This is a genomic window from Gilliamella sp. wkB7 (assembly GCF_001693435.1).
Classification (GTDB): domain Bacteria; phylum Pseudomonadota; class Gammaproteobacteria; order Enterobacterales; family Orbaceae; genus Gilliamella; species Gilliamella apicola_N.
This window is the reverse complement of sequence record NZ_CM004509.1, coordinates 2,867,423-2,888,573: the sequence shown is the minus strand read 5'-3', so window position 1 is coordinate 2,888,573 and position 21,151 is coordinate 2,867,423. Positions and strand designations below refer to the sequence as shown.

The following is a 21,151-nucleotide window of genomic DNA, read 5'->3' as shown; positions in this document are numbered from 1 at the left end:
TCAGCGGGTAAAAAGGCAAAACTATACTTAGTAGTTTTTTATTGTTTTTTGGGACAGAGGAGCAAAATTAGTCATGTCCGCAATAAAAATGAAACGAGTTTTAACCACACCTGCATTAATTGCATTTGGTTTAGCTTATATGGTTCCTTTAGGGATCTTTACCACTTATGGGGAAGTAACCGTTGCCAGTAATGGACACTTACCTATAGCCTATGTTATCACTCTAGCAATGATCTTTTTTACAGCATTAAGTTATTGTCGTATGGCAAATAAACTACCTATTGCTGGTTCTGCCTATTCGTATGTACAACATACATTTGGTGGAAGAATTGGTTTTTTAGTGGGATGGGCGCAAATTCTTGATTACCTATTTTTACCAATATTAAATTATTTGGTTTTGGGTATCTATCTTAATGAAGCTTTCCCAAGCATTCCTGCTTATGTATTTGTGCTTGGTTCATTATGTAGTGTCAGCTTTTTAAATTATTTAGGGATTAAATTAATTAATTCAGTGAACTTTACTTTGATTATTGTTCAAATGTTTTTTATTGGATTATTTATTTTCTTAACTTTAACCAATGTAAGTTTAACACCTGAAGCAATGATAAGACCTTTGGCTGTTAATGCAGGTGATTTTAGCGGATTAATGTCTGGCGCAGCAATATTATGTCTTGCCTTTTTGGGTTTTGATGCTATCGCGACACTGGCAGAAGAATCAAATGATGCACAAAAATCATTACCAAGAGCCATTATATGGACGGTTCTTATTGCGGGAAGTATATTCTTAGTTGTTTCGTATAGTGCTCATTTAGCCTATCCTAATTGGACAGATTTTGCTTCTAATAAAGATACCGCTAGCTTGGATGTAATGCGTAAAGTAGATTCCATAAGTAATTTAAAAGAGATACTTGGTAAGTATGGAAATGATTTTATGTATAACTTTTTCCAATCTGCTTATCTTACGGGTGTTTTTGCATCAGCAATGACAGCACAAACCAGTGTTTCAAGAATATTTTATGCGATGGGTCGCGAGGGTGTGTTACCTAAACAGATTTTCTTTAAAGTCCATCCTCGTTTTAGAACACCTTATTTATCAATATTGTTTGTGGCTTGTTTTTCATTGTTATCATTGGTACTAGATCTTAGTTTGGTTGTTTCTATGATTAGCTTTGGTGCTTTAGTTGCTTTTACATTTGTTAATTTATGTGTAATTAAAAGTTATCTATGTGATATCAAAACGAAAACAGCAAAAGTTTTATTTAAATATGGTGTATTACCAGTTATTGGTGTTTTACTTTCGTTATGGCTATGGACCAGCCTCGATGAGACTGCGATGATTGTTGGCTTAGTTTGGTTAGCGGTTGGATTTTGTTATTTAGTCTTTTTGACCAAAGGTTTTACTAAGTTATTACCATCGATTGATCATCATGAATTGAATTCAATCATTAAAGATTAAAGTAATCTTTTAAAATAGGTCTACTTGAAAGTATTTAGTTAATGCCCTTTTAAAACAATTCCGTCGACTTAAGTCGACGGAATAATAATTTTTTGATGTTAATTTAATTAATTTATCAATTAATTACTCACCAAAACCTGTAGCAAATAATTCACGGATTTCATCCATTGCAGCTTGTTCGTCTTCACCATCACAAATGATTTCAACAGTAGAGCCACCTTTAACGCCAGCACCTAATAAACCCATCATACTTTTCATTTTAATCGCTTTATCATTGTAAACGAGTTCAATTGTTGATTTATAACGACCTGCTAGTTTTACAAGTGTTGTTACTGGGCGTGCGTGTAATCCAGTTGAATTTTTTACTACCATTTGTTCTTTTAACATATTATTGTCCTTCTATATATCTTAAGTTAATACATTTTAGTATTTATATCATAAATTGAATTTTTTTGCTCTTTTTTATATGCAAATTTTTTTGCAATTTATACTATCTTTCAGCTTTTCTTAATAAGATTTATCATCATACCCAATAATATCGTACAACATGAAAAAAAATAGGTGCCGCAAAACAGATAGAATCTAAACGATCCAACACACCACCGTGGCCACTAATAAGTTTTCCCCAATCCTTTACTCCTCTATCTCGTTTAATTGCCGACATAACTAATCCACCTAAAAAGCCAAGTAAGGTGATCATGAGTGAAATTAAACCAGCTTGAATAAAGCTAAAAGGCGTAATCCACCATAAACATGCACCTATCAAACTAGCTGAAAGAATACCGCCAATAAAGCCTTCAATAGTCTTGGATGGTGATAAATTAGGACTAATTGAATGTTTACCAAATAGCTTACCAAATACATACTGTAAGACATCTGATAGTTCAACAACAAATACAAGAAAAACAATCAACAATAAATTGCGGTCTTGATAATGATCGATGGGTAAAGTAAGCAATGCAGGCAAGAAAGATATGCTATAGACGGTAATCATCAATCCCCATTGCACTTCAGCTATTCTTACTAAGAAATTATGAGTCGATCCAGTAATTGCAGCTAAAATAGCGAAAAATAGAAACCCATAAACAGGAATAAAGATACAAAATAATTCATACCACGACACAGCAACTAAAATATATTGCAATGGTAACACGATTAAATAAGCGAAGAGTAAAGGCCAATAATCATAACGGGTAATGGGCGTTAATGTAAGAAACTCACGCAAAGCAATACCTGATGCAATAAAAAAGAGAATAATTACGGCAAATTTCCCCAAAAAAATAGCGATGGCAAAAATAGCTACCATCACCCACCAAGCATTAATGCGTTTGTTTAAATTATCAATGACACTATTTGGACTTTTTAAACGTCGTTTCAACCACCAACCAATCGTAGATGCTACAATTAGCAATACACCTATACCAACAAACAATAATAAACCATCGCGTTGATAACTAGACATGTTTCCCTCCATATTGTTTGTTATCATACATATGACAATTTTAAAATAATCAGAAAATTAAACAAAAACGCCCAAAATAACTGTCGCTATTGCGAAAATTAGCTGCATACTAATTAGAACAATCTGTTTTTTGAATAATTTCAATGTCCCTTTTTGACGATCTTCGATTGAGCGCAATGGTTGTTGTTTCGATTTTTTTAAATTCAATTGCAATAAGGCATTATCTAATTCATCTAAAATATCAGGAAACTGATCGTATTTGGTGGCTAGATAATCAAATAGTTTTTTATCAAAGGCTATACGTAGTGCATAATATTGACTGATTAATCCAACCAAAAAGCTGACTAAACTGTAACTTGTCAATAAAACAGAATTTAAGACCCAACTAGCCATTAACCCAAAAAACAAGGCTATCAATGTCAGTAATCGCGAAAAAACCTCTAATTGATGACTTATAATAAGAAAATGATTAAATGTTACTAAAACTGTTTGATTGATATTTTCAGTTATTTTAGCTTTATTCGAATTTACCACTGCGGCTTCCTTTTTGAATCCTATTAAACCAATTGATTAACACTGCTTGTTGCTTGGAGGAAATAACGACCGAACTACGACCCGTTTTCACTTTGGTTATTGCTTCTTCGACATTAGTCGCTCTTTTGGTCAATAATAACCATGCGATTACGGCTGTTGCACTACGCGAATAACCTAATGCACAACAGACCAAGACAGAACCTTGCTTTTGAAATTGATCGATTTTTTCGGCTACTCGTTGACACTGCTCAATGGACAAAGGTGTCATATCAAGTACTGGAATCAAACTGTAATAACCATTAAATTGTCCAATTGGTAATTCTGCACAGAGATCAACAACTGAATTAATAGGTTTAATTTGCAAAGTGTTTTGCGAAGCAATCCGCCCTAAATAGACATTGTCCATAATAAAATCTGCTGGTTTGTTTTTTAAAGTCCATAAACGGGAATTAAGCCACATAATTGCAAAATAAGGTAAATATAAAATTGCTACCGCGAGCGTAAAATGTCCATTAGCTTGTTTTTGAAAACCTGTTGCTCCAAATACCAAGTAATTGGCTGATACTAATCCAAAAGCCCCCGCGACCCACAATAGCCAAAGTCCAACCCCACCAATATATATAGCTAAACTTAATGATAATAAAAATAGTAGGAAGTAAATGCCGCTCCAAGTATATTGCTTAGGGTATGATTTACTTTTTAAAGGAGCTATTCCATTTTCTGGCCATAACCAAATACAAAAACAACCTGCCCATAATCCTGTTGGAACATCAAAAAAATGATGTTGCCACGTTGTTAAAACAGATAAGGCAATTAATAAACACCAACCATGTAGAAGCAATTGAGTAAATTTTGATTTTAAATAACTCTTATAAAACTGCCACAAGATCACCAGTAAAGTAATGTGTAATGAAGGAGCCTGATTGAAGGGTTTGTCAAAACCCATTAAAACATCAAACCATAAACCTAAAAAACCATCAAGATGGGGGCGTTCGAAACTAAATTTTAGAGGGAAAATCAAAAAACAAGTAATACAAATAATTTGCGCCGAAAAAAGCCTTAAACATAAAATTTTAAGTGATTGCTTAGAACTGGCCAATAAAATGGCTAAACCATACATGAAATCAATGGACCAATAAGGCACAATTGTCCAAGCCCATAATGGAGTTGAGGATTCCCAACTGAATACCAAACTCCCCACATCGGAACGGTTTGCAGTAAACCAGTTAGTTAAGTTATAACTGGTAAAAAAGAATATTGATAATCCAGCTAATAAAGCAAATTTATAATAGATTAACGCTCCAAATTTTAGTTTTTGCATATGAACCAACGACTATTTAATTCTTTGCGCCAGTGATACTGTAAAAATACCCCATTGATCGATACACATATCTATTTTTTTGAATCCAGCAGCAGCAACCAATTGATCCATTTCCAATTGAGTACGTCTGCGCATTACCCACGGTTGCCCATCACGATGCGAGGTCAAAGCACGGGCTATAAACTCTAATTGAGGATGCCAAGGTTGATTGGTATAGATTAAATATCCCCCTTCAGGTATAACATCCGCTAAACCAGATAGAGATTCACGTAATAAAGCATTATCATCGAATAATTCATATAACCCTGAAACTACTGCTAATGTTGGTTGAGGTGTTAATTCAGCTAATTGTTGCCGATTAAATGCATCTCCTTTTTCAAAACGAACAAAGTTTGTTAAACCAAGTTCATCAATTAATTTTTGCCCATCACGAATATTAATATCACTGTAATCCCGCAATAGTACCGAATCAGGTTTATGAGCTATTTGATTAACGGTTTCAAGAATATAACGACCATGTCCCGCCGCAATATCAACGATGTTAACAGCTTTATTTTGTTGTTGTAGTTGGTTAACCGCTTGTTTTAAGATCGCTTCAAGATGGATTTTGCGTTGACGAATGCCTCGCCAACCAATGGATTGTAAATAAATATAATCCAAAAACTGCCCGAGCTTAGAATTTCCTGTCGGTTCATTACGATAGATATAATCTAAGGTACTCCCTGAATCAAAACCAGTATCGAAACCGAGTTTAATACCATTTGAAACTCTACTTGCATATTTTAAAATGGCTTTAACAAACCGCCAATATAAAGGTTTAATCAAGCCTGTTGGCGGCATTGCTAAAGAGTCTTTCTCTTGCCTTGTATAACCAACAAGATCAGCATTAACGAGTGATGGCACACTAGGTGTGTTTTCAAAACAGCCAATAATAAATCGTCTTGCCCTGTCGATAGCGATTTGGCGATCTTTTTCACCAAAAGTATCATGATAAAATTTTGGTAAAATATGAAATTCTTTTTGCTGGGTACCCAAATTTTCATAGAATCTTTTTTGTGGCTTACGTTTTACCACATAATCTGATCCCGAAACAAGTAATTGGGTCGGAACGGTAATGGCATTAGCATCCTTAACAATTCGGTCAGATACGGTATAAAGATCTAAAAGTAATCTAACCGATATTGGTCTAGTAATTAACGGATCTTGGGTAAATGACTTCGCTCGCTCAGCATCATGAGTTAATAAATTAGATTTAACGTAACTATTAACAAAAAAATTACCTTTTAAGTTGTATAGTAATTTCAATCCAGGTACAGCGAATGGTACATAAAGCTTGACATTAAATGCAGGAGACCCCAACACCAACGCACGAATATTAGGCACATAGTCGTGTACCCAAGCAGAAGCAATCACTGCCCCAACACTTTGGGCAATAACGGCAATATCTTGATGTTTTAAATGATATTCTTGCAAAATATGTTCAATAAAGCAGTTAGCATCTTTAATTAACGTTGCAAAATTAGGCGCATCACCTCGTTCACCTTCTGATTGACCATTACCTCTCGCATCCCAAGCAAAGATCTGATAATCTGGTAGATTCAATTCATCAGCAAGATGAGCAACACGACCTGAATGTTCATGACCGCGATGAAAAAGCACAATCGCTTTTGAAGAAAGTCCATCACTGCTATCAACTGCTGGCCAATAACGATAAAATAATTGACAGCCATCGTGACTTATAAAAGTTTTTTGTTGTTGATCACGCATATTATTTCCTTTTTTCATTTTTGTGTTTCTTGCAGACCTTTTCGAATCCGATTAATCACAGTGTATATTAGTAAAAAATTAACAATCCATAACAATGGATCAATCCAATCTAACGGTAATTGATAAATTCCAATGCCTAAACTAATTATTCCAAAGACAAAAGCACGATCACTTTTGCCCATAGGGCCATCATAGCGCCTTGACGCGCCAATCATCACACCTAAAACACCCGTATATTCCGTTAAAAAAGAGAACAAAATAACTAATATAACCAGATAGTTACTTACATTATCGAGTTGTGTAAAAACCAATAATAACGCACTATCGGAAATAACATCTCCAATTTCATTTAAATAAGCTCCTAAATGCGTTTTTTGATTAAATTCACGTGCCAACATACCATCAATGGCATTAAGAGCCATACGAATCAACATCCAAATGGGAATGACGCAAAAAATCCATTGATAAGATGAAAGCAAACCGACAATAAAAGATACAAAAATTGATCCCAAGCAAGCTGAAACTGTCACTTGATTAGCCGTTATATTGGCATTGTAGAGCCTATTCACATACGGGCGCAGTAGTGATTGAAATTTGGGTTTTAATTGGTAAATTGATATCACAATCGATCCTAAAAAATTAACCTACAGTTTAGTTAATTTAATAAAGTAAAATAAACTAACCCTTTAGTTTTTATTACACAATTCGTTGTAGCTGTGAATACTTTAATGAACTTACCATAAAGTGCAAACGGTTAAGCACATTTACTTCACCTGCGCCATCGTCAAAATCTAAATACAATAAATTGAGTTTAGGATTAAGATCGCGCATACGCTTTTCAACACCTTTTGATACCACATGATTGGCAATACAACCAAATGGTTGCAAGCTAATAACATTGTTAATTCCATATTCAGCAAAAGTCATAATGCCAGCTGGTATCAACCATCCCTCACCAAATTGATTGGATAAATTAAGGATCTGCTTAGCTTTTTTAGAAATATCGCGAATATTATGGAATGGTTGATAATATTTGAAAGTCGACAAAATTTTATTAGTTTTATCGATATAACGTTGTGCTATTTTTTCAAAAAAATGCATTAAATAAGAATGATAGGTTTTTGATACTAAATGATTATCCACATTACTGTCATGGTTGACAAAACATTGTGCAAAAAATTCAATCATAGGTGGAATAACTGGCTCGATACCCTGATCTATTAACCATTCAACACTATGCTGATTACCAAAGTTGTTATACTTGACGTAAATTTCTCCAACAATACCGATTTGAGGACAATCTTTATTATTTACAACTTCAATTTGATTAAAATGTTTAACTGCATCGGCTAATAGCGCAAATATTGAGCGTGACCCTTTCTTTTGATTAATCAGTTGTTGTAATTTTCGAGTATAGAGTTCTTTAAGTTGATTCGCTTGTTGTTTTACTTTTGCCCTTGGCGCTATGGCATAGTACATTTTGGATAGTGAATCAGCAAACAATATAGAAAAAAAGCTAATAGGTAATGTTTTGAGCCAATTAATTTTAAATCCAGGTTGTTCATCTTGACTCATATTACCCGTACTAAGTGAAATAATTGGAATATCATCAAAACCATTACTGATCATCGCTTTTTTAATTAATGATAAATAGCTACTTGCTCTGCACTGCCCACCTGTTTGCGTAATGCCTACCGCGACCTCTTCACGATTGTATTTTCCAGAACGTAACGCCTTAACAATATCACCCACAATAATAGTCGCAGGATAACAAATTTCGTTATTACAATATTTTAGTCCCCATTCAACTGAACTTTTATCTGGTTTAGGCAAAGTTTCGAGTTTATAACCCGATAAAGCAAAAATAGGCGGTAATAAAGGTGAATAAAAATCAGAAATAAACGGCGCTAAAATTGTTCGGCGTTGTTTATCTTGTTTACTAAAAATAGCCGTTTTTTTACGCTCCACTTTTATTAATGGTTGCTGTTGATTCATGCGCATTGATTCAATAATAGAGCGTAATCGTAATCTGACCGATCCTGTCGCAGTGATTTCATCAACACGAATCACCGTGCAAGTTTTGCCTTTAGATTCTAATATTGCTTTACATTCGTCAGTAACAATTGCATCAGGACCACACCCGAACGAGTTAAGTTGAACAAATTGCACATTATTAGGTTGCTCAGCAACAAAAGAGGCTGCAGCATATAAACGATTTGGATAACTCCATTGCGAACAAATTTGCAATTCTGGAGATAATTGATTAATGGCACCTAATACCGAATCTTCAGTAATTACATCACAACCTAGTGCGTTTAAAATTTCAGGAGTTTTATGGTTAATTAAACTGTCACTATGATAAGGTCGTCCCCCTAAAATAAACACATAACGACCTGTTTGCTTAGCATTGTTGACTATTTCAACCGCTTTATTATAGAGCGATTTTTTATATTCTGACTGAGCGATCAACGCATGGGAAAAGGCATTTTCCGCCACTTTTTTCGTGATTCCTAGGAATGTTAAATAATTAATACAACCTTTTTTCAGTAATTGGATATCAGTAAAGTTGATAACAGGATAATCAAGGGGCACATTATATTTGTTTTCGGGATTAATCGCACTGTGCACAACTTCAGCATAACTACTTACAATTGGGCAATTGTAATTATTAACCGAATTATCAAATTGCGCAGACTCAAACACAACCATTGGCATAAAGATACGATCTACTTTCTGCTCAATAAGTTCCATAATATGCCCATGCACTAATTTGGCAGGGAAGCAGATACTATCAGACATTACCGTACCCGCACCCTTTTCGTAAATAGCCTGAGTGGAATAAGGCGAAAGTATGACATTAATGCCACTTTGCATTAATAATGTGTGCCAAAAAGGAAAATTCTCATACTGACCTAATACTCGTGGAATACCAATATTGATTTTAGCATTAGGATTAGAGGTGTTAGCGCGTTCAAATAACAGTTCGTTTTTGTAATCGAGCATATTAAATGAACTGTTGTCTTTGTATTGATTATTACTTAAGAATCTTTCACATTTATTTCCTGAATAATAACGTTGCCCATTTGCAAAACGATAAATCATAATATCGCATTTATTTTCACACCCTTTACAACGTGAAGGTTTGGCTTTGTTATCTTCAGCTTTATGAAGCTGGTCTAACCCTATGAACTGGGATAAAACGGGGTTTTGTTGGTAATGATTTTTTGCAACTAATGCACTTCCATAGGCACCCATTAATTCAGGAATATTAGAGCTGGTAATTTGTGCTCCTGTTAATTGTTCTAATGCTCTAAATACCGCTGGGTTTTTAAAAGTCCCACCTTGTACCACGATATTATTACCTAACTTACGCATATCATGGAGTTTAAGCACTTTATGAATGGCATTTTTAATGACCGAAAAGGCCAGTCCTGCTGAAATGTCCCCCATGGTCGCATTTTCACGCAAAGCTTGTTTTACTTTAGAGTTCATAAAAACGGTGCAACGTGTCCCTAAATCACAGGGATTGGACGAATTGCAAGCCGCGTCAGCAAAATCGATCGTATTGGAATTAAGTGATTTAGCAAAAGTTTCAATAAAAGATCCACAACCTGATGAACATGCTTCATTAAGCTCAATATGATTGACAACTCCATTAGCGATAAAGATCGCTTTCATATCCTGTCCGCCAATATCCATAACAAAACTTACGTTTGGATCAATATTTTTAGCGGCAGCGAAATGCGCCATGGTTTCAACCAATCCATCATCAAATGCAAAAGCCGCTTTTAAAAGCTCTTCGCCATATCCTGTTACGCCAGTGCGAGCAATGACAATTTGTTTACCTGATGCAGCAATTTCATCTTTTAATAGGGTTAACCCTTTAATTAAAGCACTGATAGAGTGGCCATTATTAGGAGCATAATGAGTAAAAAGAAGCTCGTTATCTTCACTGATGAGTGTAATTTTAGTCGTTGTTGAACCACTATCAATGCCTAAAAAAGCGTATTCTTTTTGGTAATCGGTTAAATTTAAACGTGGAATTTGAATATATTTACGCTGTTTTTTCCAATCATTAAAAGATAATGATTCATTAAATAATGGTTTTAATCGAAAAGATTGATTAGCTATGATTTTAGTTGAGGCATTTAATCGATTAATAAAATCATCAAGTGAAAGCTCGGTTCGCTCAATAAGATGAATTGCAGCTCCCCATGCGGATAATAATGTCGGATGGTCAGTTTTAACGATTTGATCTTCTGCTAATTTTAATGTCTCTAAAGTCGCCTTGCCTAAGGTTGGAATAAAGGAAAACGGCCCACCAATTAACATAACTTTCGGCACAATATCATAGCCGCGCGCTAAAGTATTAACGAGCTGAATACAAACAGCATGTAAAACAGAATAGGCAATATTTTCTTTGGAAACATTGCGGCTGATTAGATTTTGAACATCGGTTTTGGCAAATACGCCACAGCGGGAAGCAATAGGAAAAATTTGGGTATGATTTTGAGCAAGTTGATCAAATTGTTGAATTGGAATATTAAGCAAAGTTGCCATCTGATCAATAAATGCCCCTGTTCCCCCTGCACAACTGCCATTCATGCGAATATCAGGTGAACGATCAGGAAAGAAGAAAATCATTTTGCTATCTTCACCGCCAATATCGATTAAAGTTCGTACTTCCGGATATTTGCGCTGCACCACTTCAGAAGCGGCTACAACCTCTTGTATAAAAGCAATATCGGCTTTCTCTGAAATACCCATTCCAGCAGAACCCGTTACTTTTACCGATAAATGAATATCATTACCCAGCTTTTGTTTGATTTCATTCAGTAATTCAAGCACTGTTGCTACAATATGGGTATTATGACGTACATAATTGGTGTAAACAAAATTATCATGCTCATCAAGCACAACACATTTTGCAGTTGTAGAACCAACATCCAATCCTAATCTATACTTTTTTGTCATAATAAACTCACACATTGTAAAATCAAACAGCCGCGCTTCACTATAAATTTTATTTATAGTAACAACATTATAGCTAAATACGTTAACTATTTACTATGCTTGTTTAGTATTTTTATTCTGTAAAAATGTCAGTTTTGTCAAAAAGTTTCAGGTTAAGGCTACGTTTCAGTATAGTTATACCAGTTAATGAAAAATTAAGCTTGTTTTTCTAATCCTTGTTTAGCAATAGCTATCACATTTTTTAAATCGACACCTTGGGCTTTAGCTGCAAAAATACAACCACAATAACACTGCCTGTATACATCATATTCTTTGCAAAGTTCTATTGAGCGCTTATAACCATTATTTTTTTTAAAATCGGAAGGTAGATAATTAACTGAAAAAATTTCTTGAATTTCAAAACCAAGTTGATTAATTTTTTGACTGTTCTTTTTAGGACTGAGTGTTAACGCACTGGCAAAATAATCAAATCCCAATTCTTGAGCTTTGATTGCAGCTAAATCCAAACGCATTTTATAACAGAGATGGCAACGTTCACCGCCTTCCGGAGCATCACGCAAATGTTCAACTTGTTTAATAAATTCAGCGGGTTGATAAGGTGCTTCTAAAAACTGAACATTGTTGCCTGTCTTTTCATTAAAATCAGCAATAAATTTTTGCTGTACTACACTCCGGTATTCATACTCAACACGAGGATGAATATTTGAATTAGCAAAATAGATAGTAATATCTGCATACTGTGCCAAATACTCCAAAACATATGTGCTACAAGGGGCACAGCAGCTATGAATTAATAATTTAGGACGAATGGATCCAGATTGCCAATCGGCAATGACTTCTTTAAGTACCGAGTCATAATTGATTTTATTATGTGGGTTTAGTTTTTCGAGAATATCTTTAGCATTAATTAACATAAGGACTCATTTATTATTTTGGTGATCAAAGTCTTTAAAGCTCGCTATAATATAGTTATATAAATCACCATTCAAGAAAAGTATGTGAATTTTTATACTGAAACATATGCGTCTCCTCAAACTTTTTGACAAATTTTTTTATATGGTTTAATTAATACTAAAATTTAACCACGATAAAATAATACTGACTATTGTTTCAGAGCTGAATCAATTTATTTTATCAATAGCCTTTTTATTGTCCATTTTTTAATGATACATCAAATTTCGCGATGAGTTTAGATGATCAATTTCTTAGTTAACATTATTATATTAATAAAGTTTATTTTTAAAACATAAGTTCATTTTTATTAAATAAAAGAGTTATAATATCTGCAAAATTTTATGGACAAATTTAGGCTTTAAATTGAATGTTCAATTAGTTGATCGCTTAAAAAAATCACAATTATACCAAAAAAGACATTCAAACAATGTTTTGCTTTGGCGTGAGATTTTCCCCTTAGCCATGCCAATTTTTATTGAAAACCTATCGGTCATATTGATGGGAATTTTCAGTACTTTTCTTGTAAGTTGGATTGGTAATGCTGAAATGGCTGCCGTCGGTCTGGCGGAAAGCTTTAATATGATTATTATGTCCTTTTTTATGGCTGTCGCACTAGGAACGTCCGTTGTAGTTGCTTTCAGTTTAGGGCGTCACAATCGAAAAAAAGCAGTTTCAGCGGCACGACAATCCATCACTTTACTAATAATAGTCTCACTTTTACTTTTTGTTTTTGTAGAATTTTCAGGCTATTGGATTGTTGAAATCATTGCTGGAAAAGCTGAACCAAATGTCAAAGAACTTACTTTAACCTTTCTTAAATTAACTGTATTGGGTTATCCTGCATTAGCATTTATCTTAGTGGGTTGCGGTGCGTTAAGAGGTGCAGGTAATACTAAACTACCGATGTATTTAAACATCATTATGAATATATTGAATTTATCAATAAGTTACGTACTGATTTATGGTGTATTTAATTGGGAGGGTTTAGGTTTTATTGGTGCGGGCATTGGTTTAACGGCATCACGTTACTGCGGTATGATATTTATATTAATCGTATTAACGATCAAACCGAGTCGAGCACTATTTATACCATTTAGAAGCTATTTTCATTCGTTCAATGCGAAAATTCTTATTGATATTCTGAGCATTGGTATCCCTGCGAGTGTTGAATCTGTGATGTTTAATATTGGTAAATTATTGACTCAAACTTTTGTAGCCGGTATGGGAACCTCAACCATTGCAGCTAATTTCATTGCCTTTTCGATTGCTGGATTACTGAATTTACCAGGAGGGACATTAGGATCGACATCGACCATTATTGTCGGTAAACGACTTGGAATGGGACAAATCTATCAACCGACCAGACAACTGAAATTTATCTTCCATTTGACCAATATATTATTGTGCTTTTTGGCGTTTCTATCCATCCCATTTGCGGGTCTATTAAGCTCTATGTATACCGATAATCAAGAGGTTATTCAAATATCTAAACATTTACTTTGGTTAAATGCTTTATTCACCCCATTTTGGGCATCTTCTTTTGTTTTGCCTTATGGTTTTAAAGGCGCAAAAGATGCCAGCTACACCATGTGGGTAGCTATTGGCAGTATGTGGATGTGCCGAATTGTAGTGGGCTATATTTTTGGTGTATACCTCGGCTTTGGTGTTATTGGTGTTTGGTTTGGTATGTTTTTAGATTGGATTATTAGAAGTATATTCTTCTATCAACGATTAATCAGTGGCAAATGGCTATGGCGTCATAAGCAAAGAATTTAGTTGAATAATTTAAACTAAGTAAAAGCAAATCATTGTAGAAATATGAACTAAATGCAACACAATGCAATTCTTTATCAATACATAACATATTGATAAAGAATAGTTTATTTAATGATTCGAATGTTTCGAATGTTTCAAAAACGATATTCTCTATTTTGTCGGCATAACATATTTATTGAATCCAATAGTTATAATCTTACTATAATTATTTAAAATTATTCTTTTAACCATAACATAAATATTCGATTAACAAAGAACCATTAGTATCAAATAATAGTAATCTAATTAGCTAATAGATCAACTTTATCCACCTCTCTTGTTCCACAAATCAATTATTCCTATTTATCATTATTTTTAAGATAGTCACTTGTCATAAAACAAGGTTATAAAAATCAGAACTGTGATATCTATCACATTAACCATATATTGTAATTAACTTACGTAAAATCATAATATTGTTTTGAAAATGAATTTTATAAACTCATCTAATCGTTAACTAACAAAATAACTTCTAAATAGTTATCAATTTAATGAAAAATTTTGATAAGCAATGAGTTTATATAATTCTAAGGAGAAATTGATGGATAATAATCAAAAATTATCAGTCATGGAAAAAATTGGTTTTGGAATGGGTGATGCCGCATGCGGAATCGTTTATTCTTCCGTAACTATGTTTTTAACCTACTTTTATACTGATATTTATGGTCTATCAGCCGCAGCAGTCGGGATTATGTTTTTAGCAACACGAATTTTTGATGCAATCATCGACCCAATAACAGGAATGCTTGCTGATCGAACTAAAACCAAATGGGGAAGATTTCGTCCTTGGTTAATTTGGTTTGCTATCCCATACGCTGTTTTGGCAGTAATGACCTACACGACTCCAGATTTTGGTTATTCAGGAAAATTACTCTATGCCTATATCTCCTATGCATTATTAATGCTCTGCTATACATTTATTAATATTCCTTATTGTGCACTCGGAGGGGTTATCACTCGAAATGAAAAAGAGAGACTTTCAGCTCAATCGTTTCGTTTTACTATCTCATCAGCATCAGGTCTAATGGTCTCAATGAGCACATTATTTTTAGTCGATTGGCTAGGTAAAGAAGATAAACAACTTGGCTTTCAACTCACTATGGCATTTATGGGCTTGATTGCAATTGGAATGCTAATATTCTGTTTTTTAACAACCAAAGAAAGAGTCACCCCGATTGAAGATAATAACGTTAGCGTAAAAAAAGATTTGAAATGCTTATTAGCTAATGATCAATGGTGTATTGTGGCGATTATTACCTTTTTTTCAAGTATGGCTGGAGTAATGAGAAGTTCTGCAACCCTTTATTATGCCACCTATTTAATGATAGGAGGAATTAGCTCTACATCGGGAACAGCAATGAAATCAGCTTTTGTATCAACTTCAGTTATTGGCACAATACTCGGGGCAATGGCTGCGGGATATTTTGCAAAACGATTTACCGCAATCCAACTTTTTAAAAATATAAATTTAATTCTATTTGCCATTGGTGTAATCATGTTTTTTGTGCCGCCCGTTTGGCTCTCTGTAGTATTTCCACTCTATTTTTTAATTGGTTTTTTCCATCAAATGTATCAACCGTTTAAATGGAATATGATGGCTAATGCAGCAGATTATGGTGAATGGAAATTTGGTAGAAGAGCAACAGGCCTTTCTTTTTCTGGTAATTTATTTGCCTTAAAATTGGGTATGGCTGTCGCCGGCGCTTTGGTTGGTGTTTGTCTAGGTTTACTCGGTTATCAAGCAGGTGTAGATGTCCAAACACCACTTGCCACTAAAGGGATTATCGGATTATTAACCATTGGCCCTGCATTTTCTTACTTATTACTATGGTGGTTAATGCGTTTTTATAAATTAGATAACAAAATGATGGAAAAAATCCAAGAAGATTTACTTACCAGACAAAAAAGCGTTGAAAATCACAATTAGGATTGAAACTTACATCAATAAAGTAGTTTAATAAAAGGGAACAGTATGAGTTTTGACTATTATAAAAATCCAATCATCTGCGCTGACTATTCAGATCCAGATATTATTCGAGTTAATGATGATTTTTTTATGGTTTCATCTAGCTTTAATCACATGCCAGCTATTCCGATTTTACATTCCAAAAATTTGGTAAATTGGCAGATTATTAACCATGTTTTTTCTTCACTAAATTTATCTGGTTATGACGAAGTTCAACCTGGTAAAGGGGTTTGGGCACCGTCTATTCGTTATCATGACCAAAGATTTTGGGTGTTTTTTAGCACGCCTGATGAAGGTATATTTATGTGCAATACCGACAATCCATGGGGAAAATGGAGTAACCCGCACTGCGTTCAATTAGCCAAGGGATGGATAGATCCCTGCCCTTTTTGGGATGATGATGGTAATGCATGGTTGATTCATGCTTTTGCACAAAGCCGATGTGGACTTAAACATAAATTACAACTGTTTCAAATGGAAAGTGATGGTTCAGCCTTAATTGGTGAAGGACTAATTATTTATGATGGAACGGCTGATTTACCGACACTTGAAGGACCCAAAGTATATAAAAGAAACGATTGGTATTATATTTTTGCACCAGCGGGAGGCGTTGAAACAGGTTGGCAAACGATATTACGCAGTAAACATATTAAAGGTCCTTGGGTCGCCCGTAACGTTCTTTTTCAAGGTAATACGCCAATCAATGGCCCTCATCAGGGGGGATGGGTAGAATTGCAAAATAATGAATGTTGGTTTGTACACTTTCAAGATGCTCATTTATACGGTCGCATAGTTCATTTACAACCCATGTATTGGGGTGAAGATGACTGGCCAAGAATTGGTGAAATAATTGATGATAACATTGCAGGTCAACCTGTTTTATCCGCAAAAAAACCAACCGTTAATCACTCCGCCGTCGATTATAAAATTCAAACCAGTGATAATTTTCAAGAGGGTAAGTTTGGTTTACAATGGCAATGGCTAGCTAATCCACAAAAACAGTGGTTAGCTGAAAATAGGAGAACATTGACTCTAAATTGTGTGCCGCTTCCAATCCGTAATCAACAACAAACACTCTATTTTGCGCCGAATCTTTTATTACAAAAATTTTCATCATTTCAATTCAGTGCTCAAACCAAAGTGACATTCATTCCTGAACAATCTGGTGATTTTGCTGGCTTAATTATCTATGGTGAACGTTATGCAGCACTGACCATTAACTTTAACCATGACAAATATATTTTGTGCTATCGTTACGGGTGGATGAAAGATTCAGGTATCGTTGATGAATATCAGGAAGAAATTACGCAACTCAGTACATCTGTTTGCCAATTTAAGGTTGATGTTGGACTCAATGGGATTTGCCAATTTTATTATGCAAAACAAGATAATCAATGGATAAAAATAACACGTAATTTTGCCGCAGGTAAAGGGAAATGGATGGGTGCCAAAGTTGGTATTTTTGCCTCAACTCAAGCAAAACAAGCAACCAACGGCAAGTGTGAATTCGAATATTTCGATATAATAGATAACTAATTGGCTAGAAAAATTGCTCAATAACATATTGATGAATTGAGCAATTTCTTGATATTGATTAAGTTTAAATCAATAATCACATCTATTCTTAATTTTAACTTATATCTGTTTCTGTAAAATAAACAATTATCAACAAACTAATAAATTTACTGTTACATCATTTTTTAAATCTTTTCAAGCAATTGAGCTTTTTTCGCATTAAACTCCTCTTGCGTTAAAATCCCAGCATCCGCTAGCTCTTTCAATTGTTTTAATTGCTTGATGATTTCTTCATTACTATTTGCTGTATTATTCGCTGTCGAAGTCGTATTTGTATTGTTTAGATCAAACGATTTAGCTAACTCCACACCTGCACCGATTTGTAAACCAGCTCCAGCAAGTCCACCTTCATTTTGTGCTGCATCACGTAGAGCTTTAAGTTTTTCATGTTCAACATAATTCAAGCCAACTTCTTTGGCCGCTAGTGCATCAGTTCTTGAATCGGCAATTCTATTGATTCGATCCAATGTTTCTTGATTAAACGATGTTGCTTCAACTTGAAAATCATCCAAAACAAGACCTAATTTAGTAAAAGGAACTTGAAGATTATCTTTAATTTGTTGAGATAACATAATTAACTGAGAATCTATATTCTGATATGAATAACTTTCAGTCGCTAACTGTGATGAGATGGTAGGTATAATACGTGACATCATCAACTTATTAAGATCTTTTGCTGTATAAATTGAATTGGTCCCAACAATTTCTTTGAAAAACAGCCCAGCATGCTCAATTTTAATCGAATAGGTACCATAAGCACCAAGCTCAATTGGAAATTGATATACACTATCAACATACTTAATTGGTGTTGCTGTTCCCCATTTCTGATCAACTAAGCTAGCTAATCGGAAAAAGTAAACATGCAGTTTATTTTCACTTTCAAAACTCTGTAATATTTTCACCAAGTTCGTAATAAATGGATGGTTTGATGTTGAAAGTTCGTAAATCCCCGATTTGATAATTACATCAATTACTTCACCTTTGTAAACTAAAATACAACCCTGACCAGGATTAATAATGAGTTTACTGGCATTTTTTATTTCGCTTGTTGGGGTTGGAAACTCATAGAATAAGACATCCGGCTCTTGGTTTGTCCATTCTATGACTGTTTTTAATTGTTTTTTAAAAAAATTGCCTAAAGCCATTTAGATTACCTTATATTTTATTTTTCTTGAGTTAATGTTATTTCTTTTGAAATCGTTCCATCGGAACTAATAATTGCATATTTATCACAGTTTTGTTTAGCAATAAAATTATCATTTAAATGAGTGACCTCTTTAATCCTAATCTTATCTTCCGATAGTGTCCACAATACTTTGCCTGTGTTTGTATCAAGTCTTTGGTAATTGTAATGTGAATCAGGGCTAGCACTCGCTTTAGTTTTTATAATTAATGAAGTATCGTCAAAATAAACAATTTCAGGGCTAAAATATAATCTGTTCGGCGTTAAATTTTGATGAGAAACTAATCGATATTTAGAATTTCGATAAAAAGTATTATCAATGTTATAAGCACTTGCCTCATCAGTGAATTTACCAGAACCATCTGTTCTTTCATCGCCTACATCAGCGGAAGTAAAGGTATAATAACTTTTGCCATCAGGGCTGACATAGATGAATTTAATTAATTTAAAATCTTTATCATATCGTTGAGCAAAGCTAAAAGCCGTATGTTCACTGCTATCATTTACTTGATCAAAGTTCTTAAGTGCCATGTAAAAATCGTTATTATCGACATAAGCTTTGTCCTGAATTGGAAAATAATAAATTTTTTGTCCATCATCAGTAAGTATATGGAAAACACGAGCACCTCTTGTACTTTGAGCAGTGGTAATATTAATCGATGCTATACCCGTATTGTATTGAGGGTAATTTTCTAATAATGATGAGGTTACATCCGTCAAAGTAAGTTTCTTTTTATCAAGTAGGAAAGCGGCTCGTTTTCCTGCAGTTAGATAAGTTTTATCTTGAGTAAAATCATAGGAATCCCATTTTACGTTCCCAAAATTATCCAATTTTAAATCTGCAATTTCACTTTCTTGAACAATTTTATAAGCAAGCAAATCATGAACAATAAAAAAGTATTTACTTTGGCTTGATTGGCTGTATTTGCGTTGAGCAATGCTAATAATGAAAGGTTTGTTCTCAACTAACGTTAATGAACAATAATGATAATTAACGTCTTTGACACTATTTTTTGTCTCAGCAGGTAAGGTTGTATCACTCTTTGTTGATTTTGTTGTATGAGTTACAGGAGGATTTGAATATGAATTATTCGAATAGGATTTTGATTTAAAGAATATTGAAATCAAACTACCGAAAACAATAGCAACAACGATACATGCAACAATAATAATAATTGATTTAATGTTAGCTTCATCAAGATAATTTGTTTGTGTACTATTCTGATTATGATTATGATATTTAACATTTACATTTATATCATCACTATCTAAAAAATATTCGGTATTACAATTTTCACAACGATAATGTTCAGGTTTTATTTCCGTTTTTTCTATACTGCCGCAATTTGGACATTTTATTACTTTAATTTGCTTTGCCATTCCGATTTACTCTAATTGTTATTTTATAAATGTATAATTTTTGCTATTTTATCTACTTTATAATTAAGTGTCACTTTAATAATTAATTACTGCCAAAATTGATCGAGTTGCAATGGAATGACTTGTACATTTTCAACGATTGGATATAAAGAAGCCAAAGACAACTTATATTCATTGGCAAAGCTTTGACTATAAACAAACCAACGTGTGTGGTTAATTTCTACAATCTCATCATTATAAAAGGGGAACGGTAACTCAAACGAAGATGGTGAGAGATAGAATCCCTGCCCTTGAGCTTTCATAATTGCTTCTTTTAATGTCCATAATTGAAAGAAGTCAAAATTTGGATTATTAAGTGCTCTTTGGTACTCATTTCCAGTCATAACATCTTGATAGTCAATAATATTAACTGGCTTAATGTGTTCAATATCTATACCAACTTCACCATTACTACTATATACACAAGCAACCCAATCATGAGAATGTGAAATATTGAAATGTCCTTTCATTGAATGAATAAATGGCTTTCGGTAAAGACCATAATCAATGATGGGTAAGTGGGATTGTTGTAATTGTTCATGACATTGTAAAGAATAAAGCAACAGCATTTTGCCAACTAAACTACGGCATTTATCTTGCTCAAATTTATATTTCTCGATATCTAACTGCGCGGAGTGGCTAAGTATTTTTTTTTGATCCTGTAAAACAGACCACGATAGATTATTGATATTCGCTAAATAAATAAAGTTCATTATCTTTACCTA

The 21,151-nt window shown here is 33.9% G+C and carries 15 protein-coding genes; 4 read left to right on the top strand and 11 right to left on the bottom strand.

Going from position 1 to position 21,151, the window contains the following annotated elements:
* Positions 1 to 73: 73 nt before the first annotated feature.
* Positions 74 to 1,456, top strand: coding sequence for an APC family permease (locus A9G17_RS12655; RefSeq protein ID WP_065739027.1), 1,383 nt, complete (start codon positions 74 to 76; stop codon positions 1,454 to 1,456).
* Positions 1,457 to 1,579: 123 nt separating this feature from the next.
* On the opposite strand, the gene A9G17_RS12650 is transcribed toward A9G17_RS12655, so the two are convergent.
* The 8 genes from A9G17_RS12650 to A9G17_RS12615 form a co-directional block, all read right to left on the bottom strand.
* Positions 1,580 to 1,843, bottom strand: coding sequence for an HPr family phosphocarrier protein (locus tag A9G17_RS12650; RefSeq protein WP_039126254.1), 264 nt, complete (start codon positions 1,841 to 1,843; stop codon positions 1,580 to 1,582).
* Between the two features lie 136 nt (positions 1,844 to 1,979).
* On the bottom strand, positions 1,980 to 2,918 hold the full coding sequence (locus tag A9G17_RS12645; RefSeq protein WP_065739026.1) for a phosphatidate cytidylyltransferase: 939 nt from the start codon (positions 2,916 to 2,918) through the stop codon (positions 1,980 to 1,982).
* 57 nt (positions 2,919 to 2,975) lie between these two features.
* Positions 2,976 to 3,452: a hypothetical protein gene (locus A9G17_RS12640; protein ID WP_081301773.1), complete on the bottom strand. Its 477-nt coding sequence runs from the start codon at positions 3,450 to 3,452 to the stop codon at positions 2,976 to 2,978.
* On the bottom strand, positions 3,436 to 4,773 hold the full coding sequence (locus A9G17_RS12635; protein ID WP_081301772.1) for a phosphatase PAP2/dual specificity phosphatase family protein: 1,338 nt from the start codon (positions 4,771 to 4,773) through the stop codon (positions 3,436 to 3,438). Before A9G17_RS12635 ends, A9G17_RS12640 begins: the two co-directional genes overlap by 17 nt.
* Before the next feature lie 12 nt (positions 4,774 to 4,785).
* Positions 4,786 to 6,540: a bifunctional alpha/beta hydrolase/class I SAM-dependent methyltransferase gene (locus tag A9G17_RS12630; RefSeq protein ID WP_065739025.1), complete on the bottom strand. Its 1,755-nt coding sequence runs from the start codon at positions 6,538 to 6,540 to the stop codon at positions 4,786 to 4,788.
* Positions 6,541 to 6,554: 14 nt separating this feature from the next.
* Positions 6,555 to 7,163, bottom strand: coding sequence for a CDP-alcohol phosphatidyltransferase family protein (locus A9G17_RS12625; RefSeq protein WP_065739024.1), 609 nt, complete (start codon positions 7,161 to 7,163; stop codon positions 6,555 to 6,557).
* Positions 7,164 to 7,236: 73 nt separating this feature from the next.
* Positions 7,237 to 11,514, bottom strand: a complete 4,278-nt coding sequence (locus A9G17_RS12620; protein WP_065739023.1) for an acyl-CoA dehydratase activase-related protein — start codon at positions 11,512 to 11,514, stop codon at positions 7,237 to 7,239.
* A 194-nt stretch (positions 11,515 to 11,708) separates the two neighbouring features.
* On the bottom strand, positions 11,709 to 12,428 hold the full coding sequence (locus A9G17_RS12615; RefSeq protein WP_065739022.1) for an epoxyqueuosine reductase QueH: 720 nt from the start codon (positions 12,426 to 12,428) through the stop codon (positions 11,709 to 11,711).
* A gap of 403 nt (positions 12,429 to 12,831) precedes the next feature.
* Between A9G17_RS12615 and A9G17_RS12610 the strand changes: the two genes are divergently transcribed.
* From A9G17_RS12610 to A9G17_RS12600, 3 genes are all read left to right on the top strand, one after another.
* Positions 12,832 to 14,244, top strand: a complete 1,413-nt coding sequence (locus tag A9G17_RS12610) for an EmmdR/YeeO family multidrug/toxin efflux MATE transporter (protein WP_065739021.1) — start codon at positions 12,832 to 12,834, stop codon at positions 14,242 to 14,244.
* 580 nt (positions 14,245 to 14,824) lie between these two features.
* Positions 14,825 to 16,210: a glycoside-pentoside-hexuronide (GPH):cation symporter gene (locus tag A9G17_RS12605; protein WP_065739020.1), complete on the top strand. Its 1,386-nt coding sequence runs from the start codon at positions 14,825 to 14,827 to the stop codon at positions 16,208 to 16,210.
* Positions 16,211 to 16,255: 45 nt separating this feature from the next.
* Positions 16,256 to 17,785 (top strand): glycoside hydrolase family 43 protein, encoded by a 1,530-nt coding sequence (locus A9G17_RS12600; RefSeq protein WP_065739019.1) that lies wholly within the window; start codon positions 16,256 to 16,258, stop codon positions 17,783 to 17,785.
* Between the two features lie 164 nt (positions 17,786 to 17,949).
* Here A9G17_RS12600 and A9G17_RS12595 read toward each other — a convergent pair whose 3' ends face one another.
* The 3 genes from A9G17_RS12595 to A9G17_RS12585 all read right to left on the bottom strand — a co-directional run bounded on the left by A9G17_RS12595 (position 17,950) and on the right by A9G17_RS12585 (position 21,139).
* Positions 17,950 to 18,969 carry an SPFH domain-containing protein gene (locus A9G17_RS12595; RefSeq protein ID WP_065739018.1) on the bottom strand — a complete coding sequence of 340 codons (1,020 nt, stop codon included), beginning with the start codon at positions 18,967 to 18,969 and terminating at the stop codon, positions 17,950 to 17,952.
* Between the two features lie 17 nt (positions 18,970 to 18,986).
* Positions 18,987 to 20,387 (bottom strand): hypothetical protein, encoded by a 1,401-nt coding sequence (locus A9G17_RS12590; RefSeq protein ID WP_065739017.1) that lies wholly within the window; start codon positions 20,385 to 20,387, stop codon positions 18,987 to 18,989.
* An 86-nt stretch (positions 20,388 to 20,473) separates the two neighbouring features.
* The gene (locus A9G17_RS12585) at positions 20,474 to 21,139 is read right to left on the bottom strand and encodes a 4'-phosphopantetheinyl transferase family protein (protein ID WP_065739016.1); all 666 of its coding nucleotides are present in this window, start codon (positions 21,137 to 21,139) and stop codon (positions 20,474 to 20,476) included.
* Between the last annotated feature and the right edge of the window lie 12 nt (positions 21,140 to 21,151).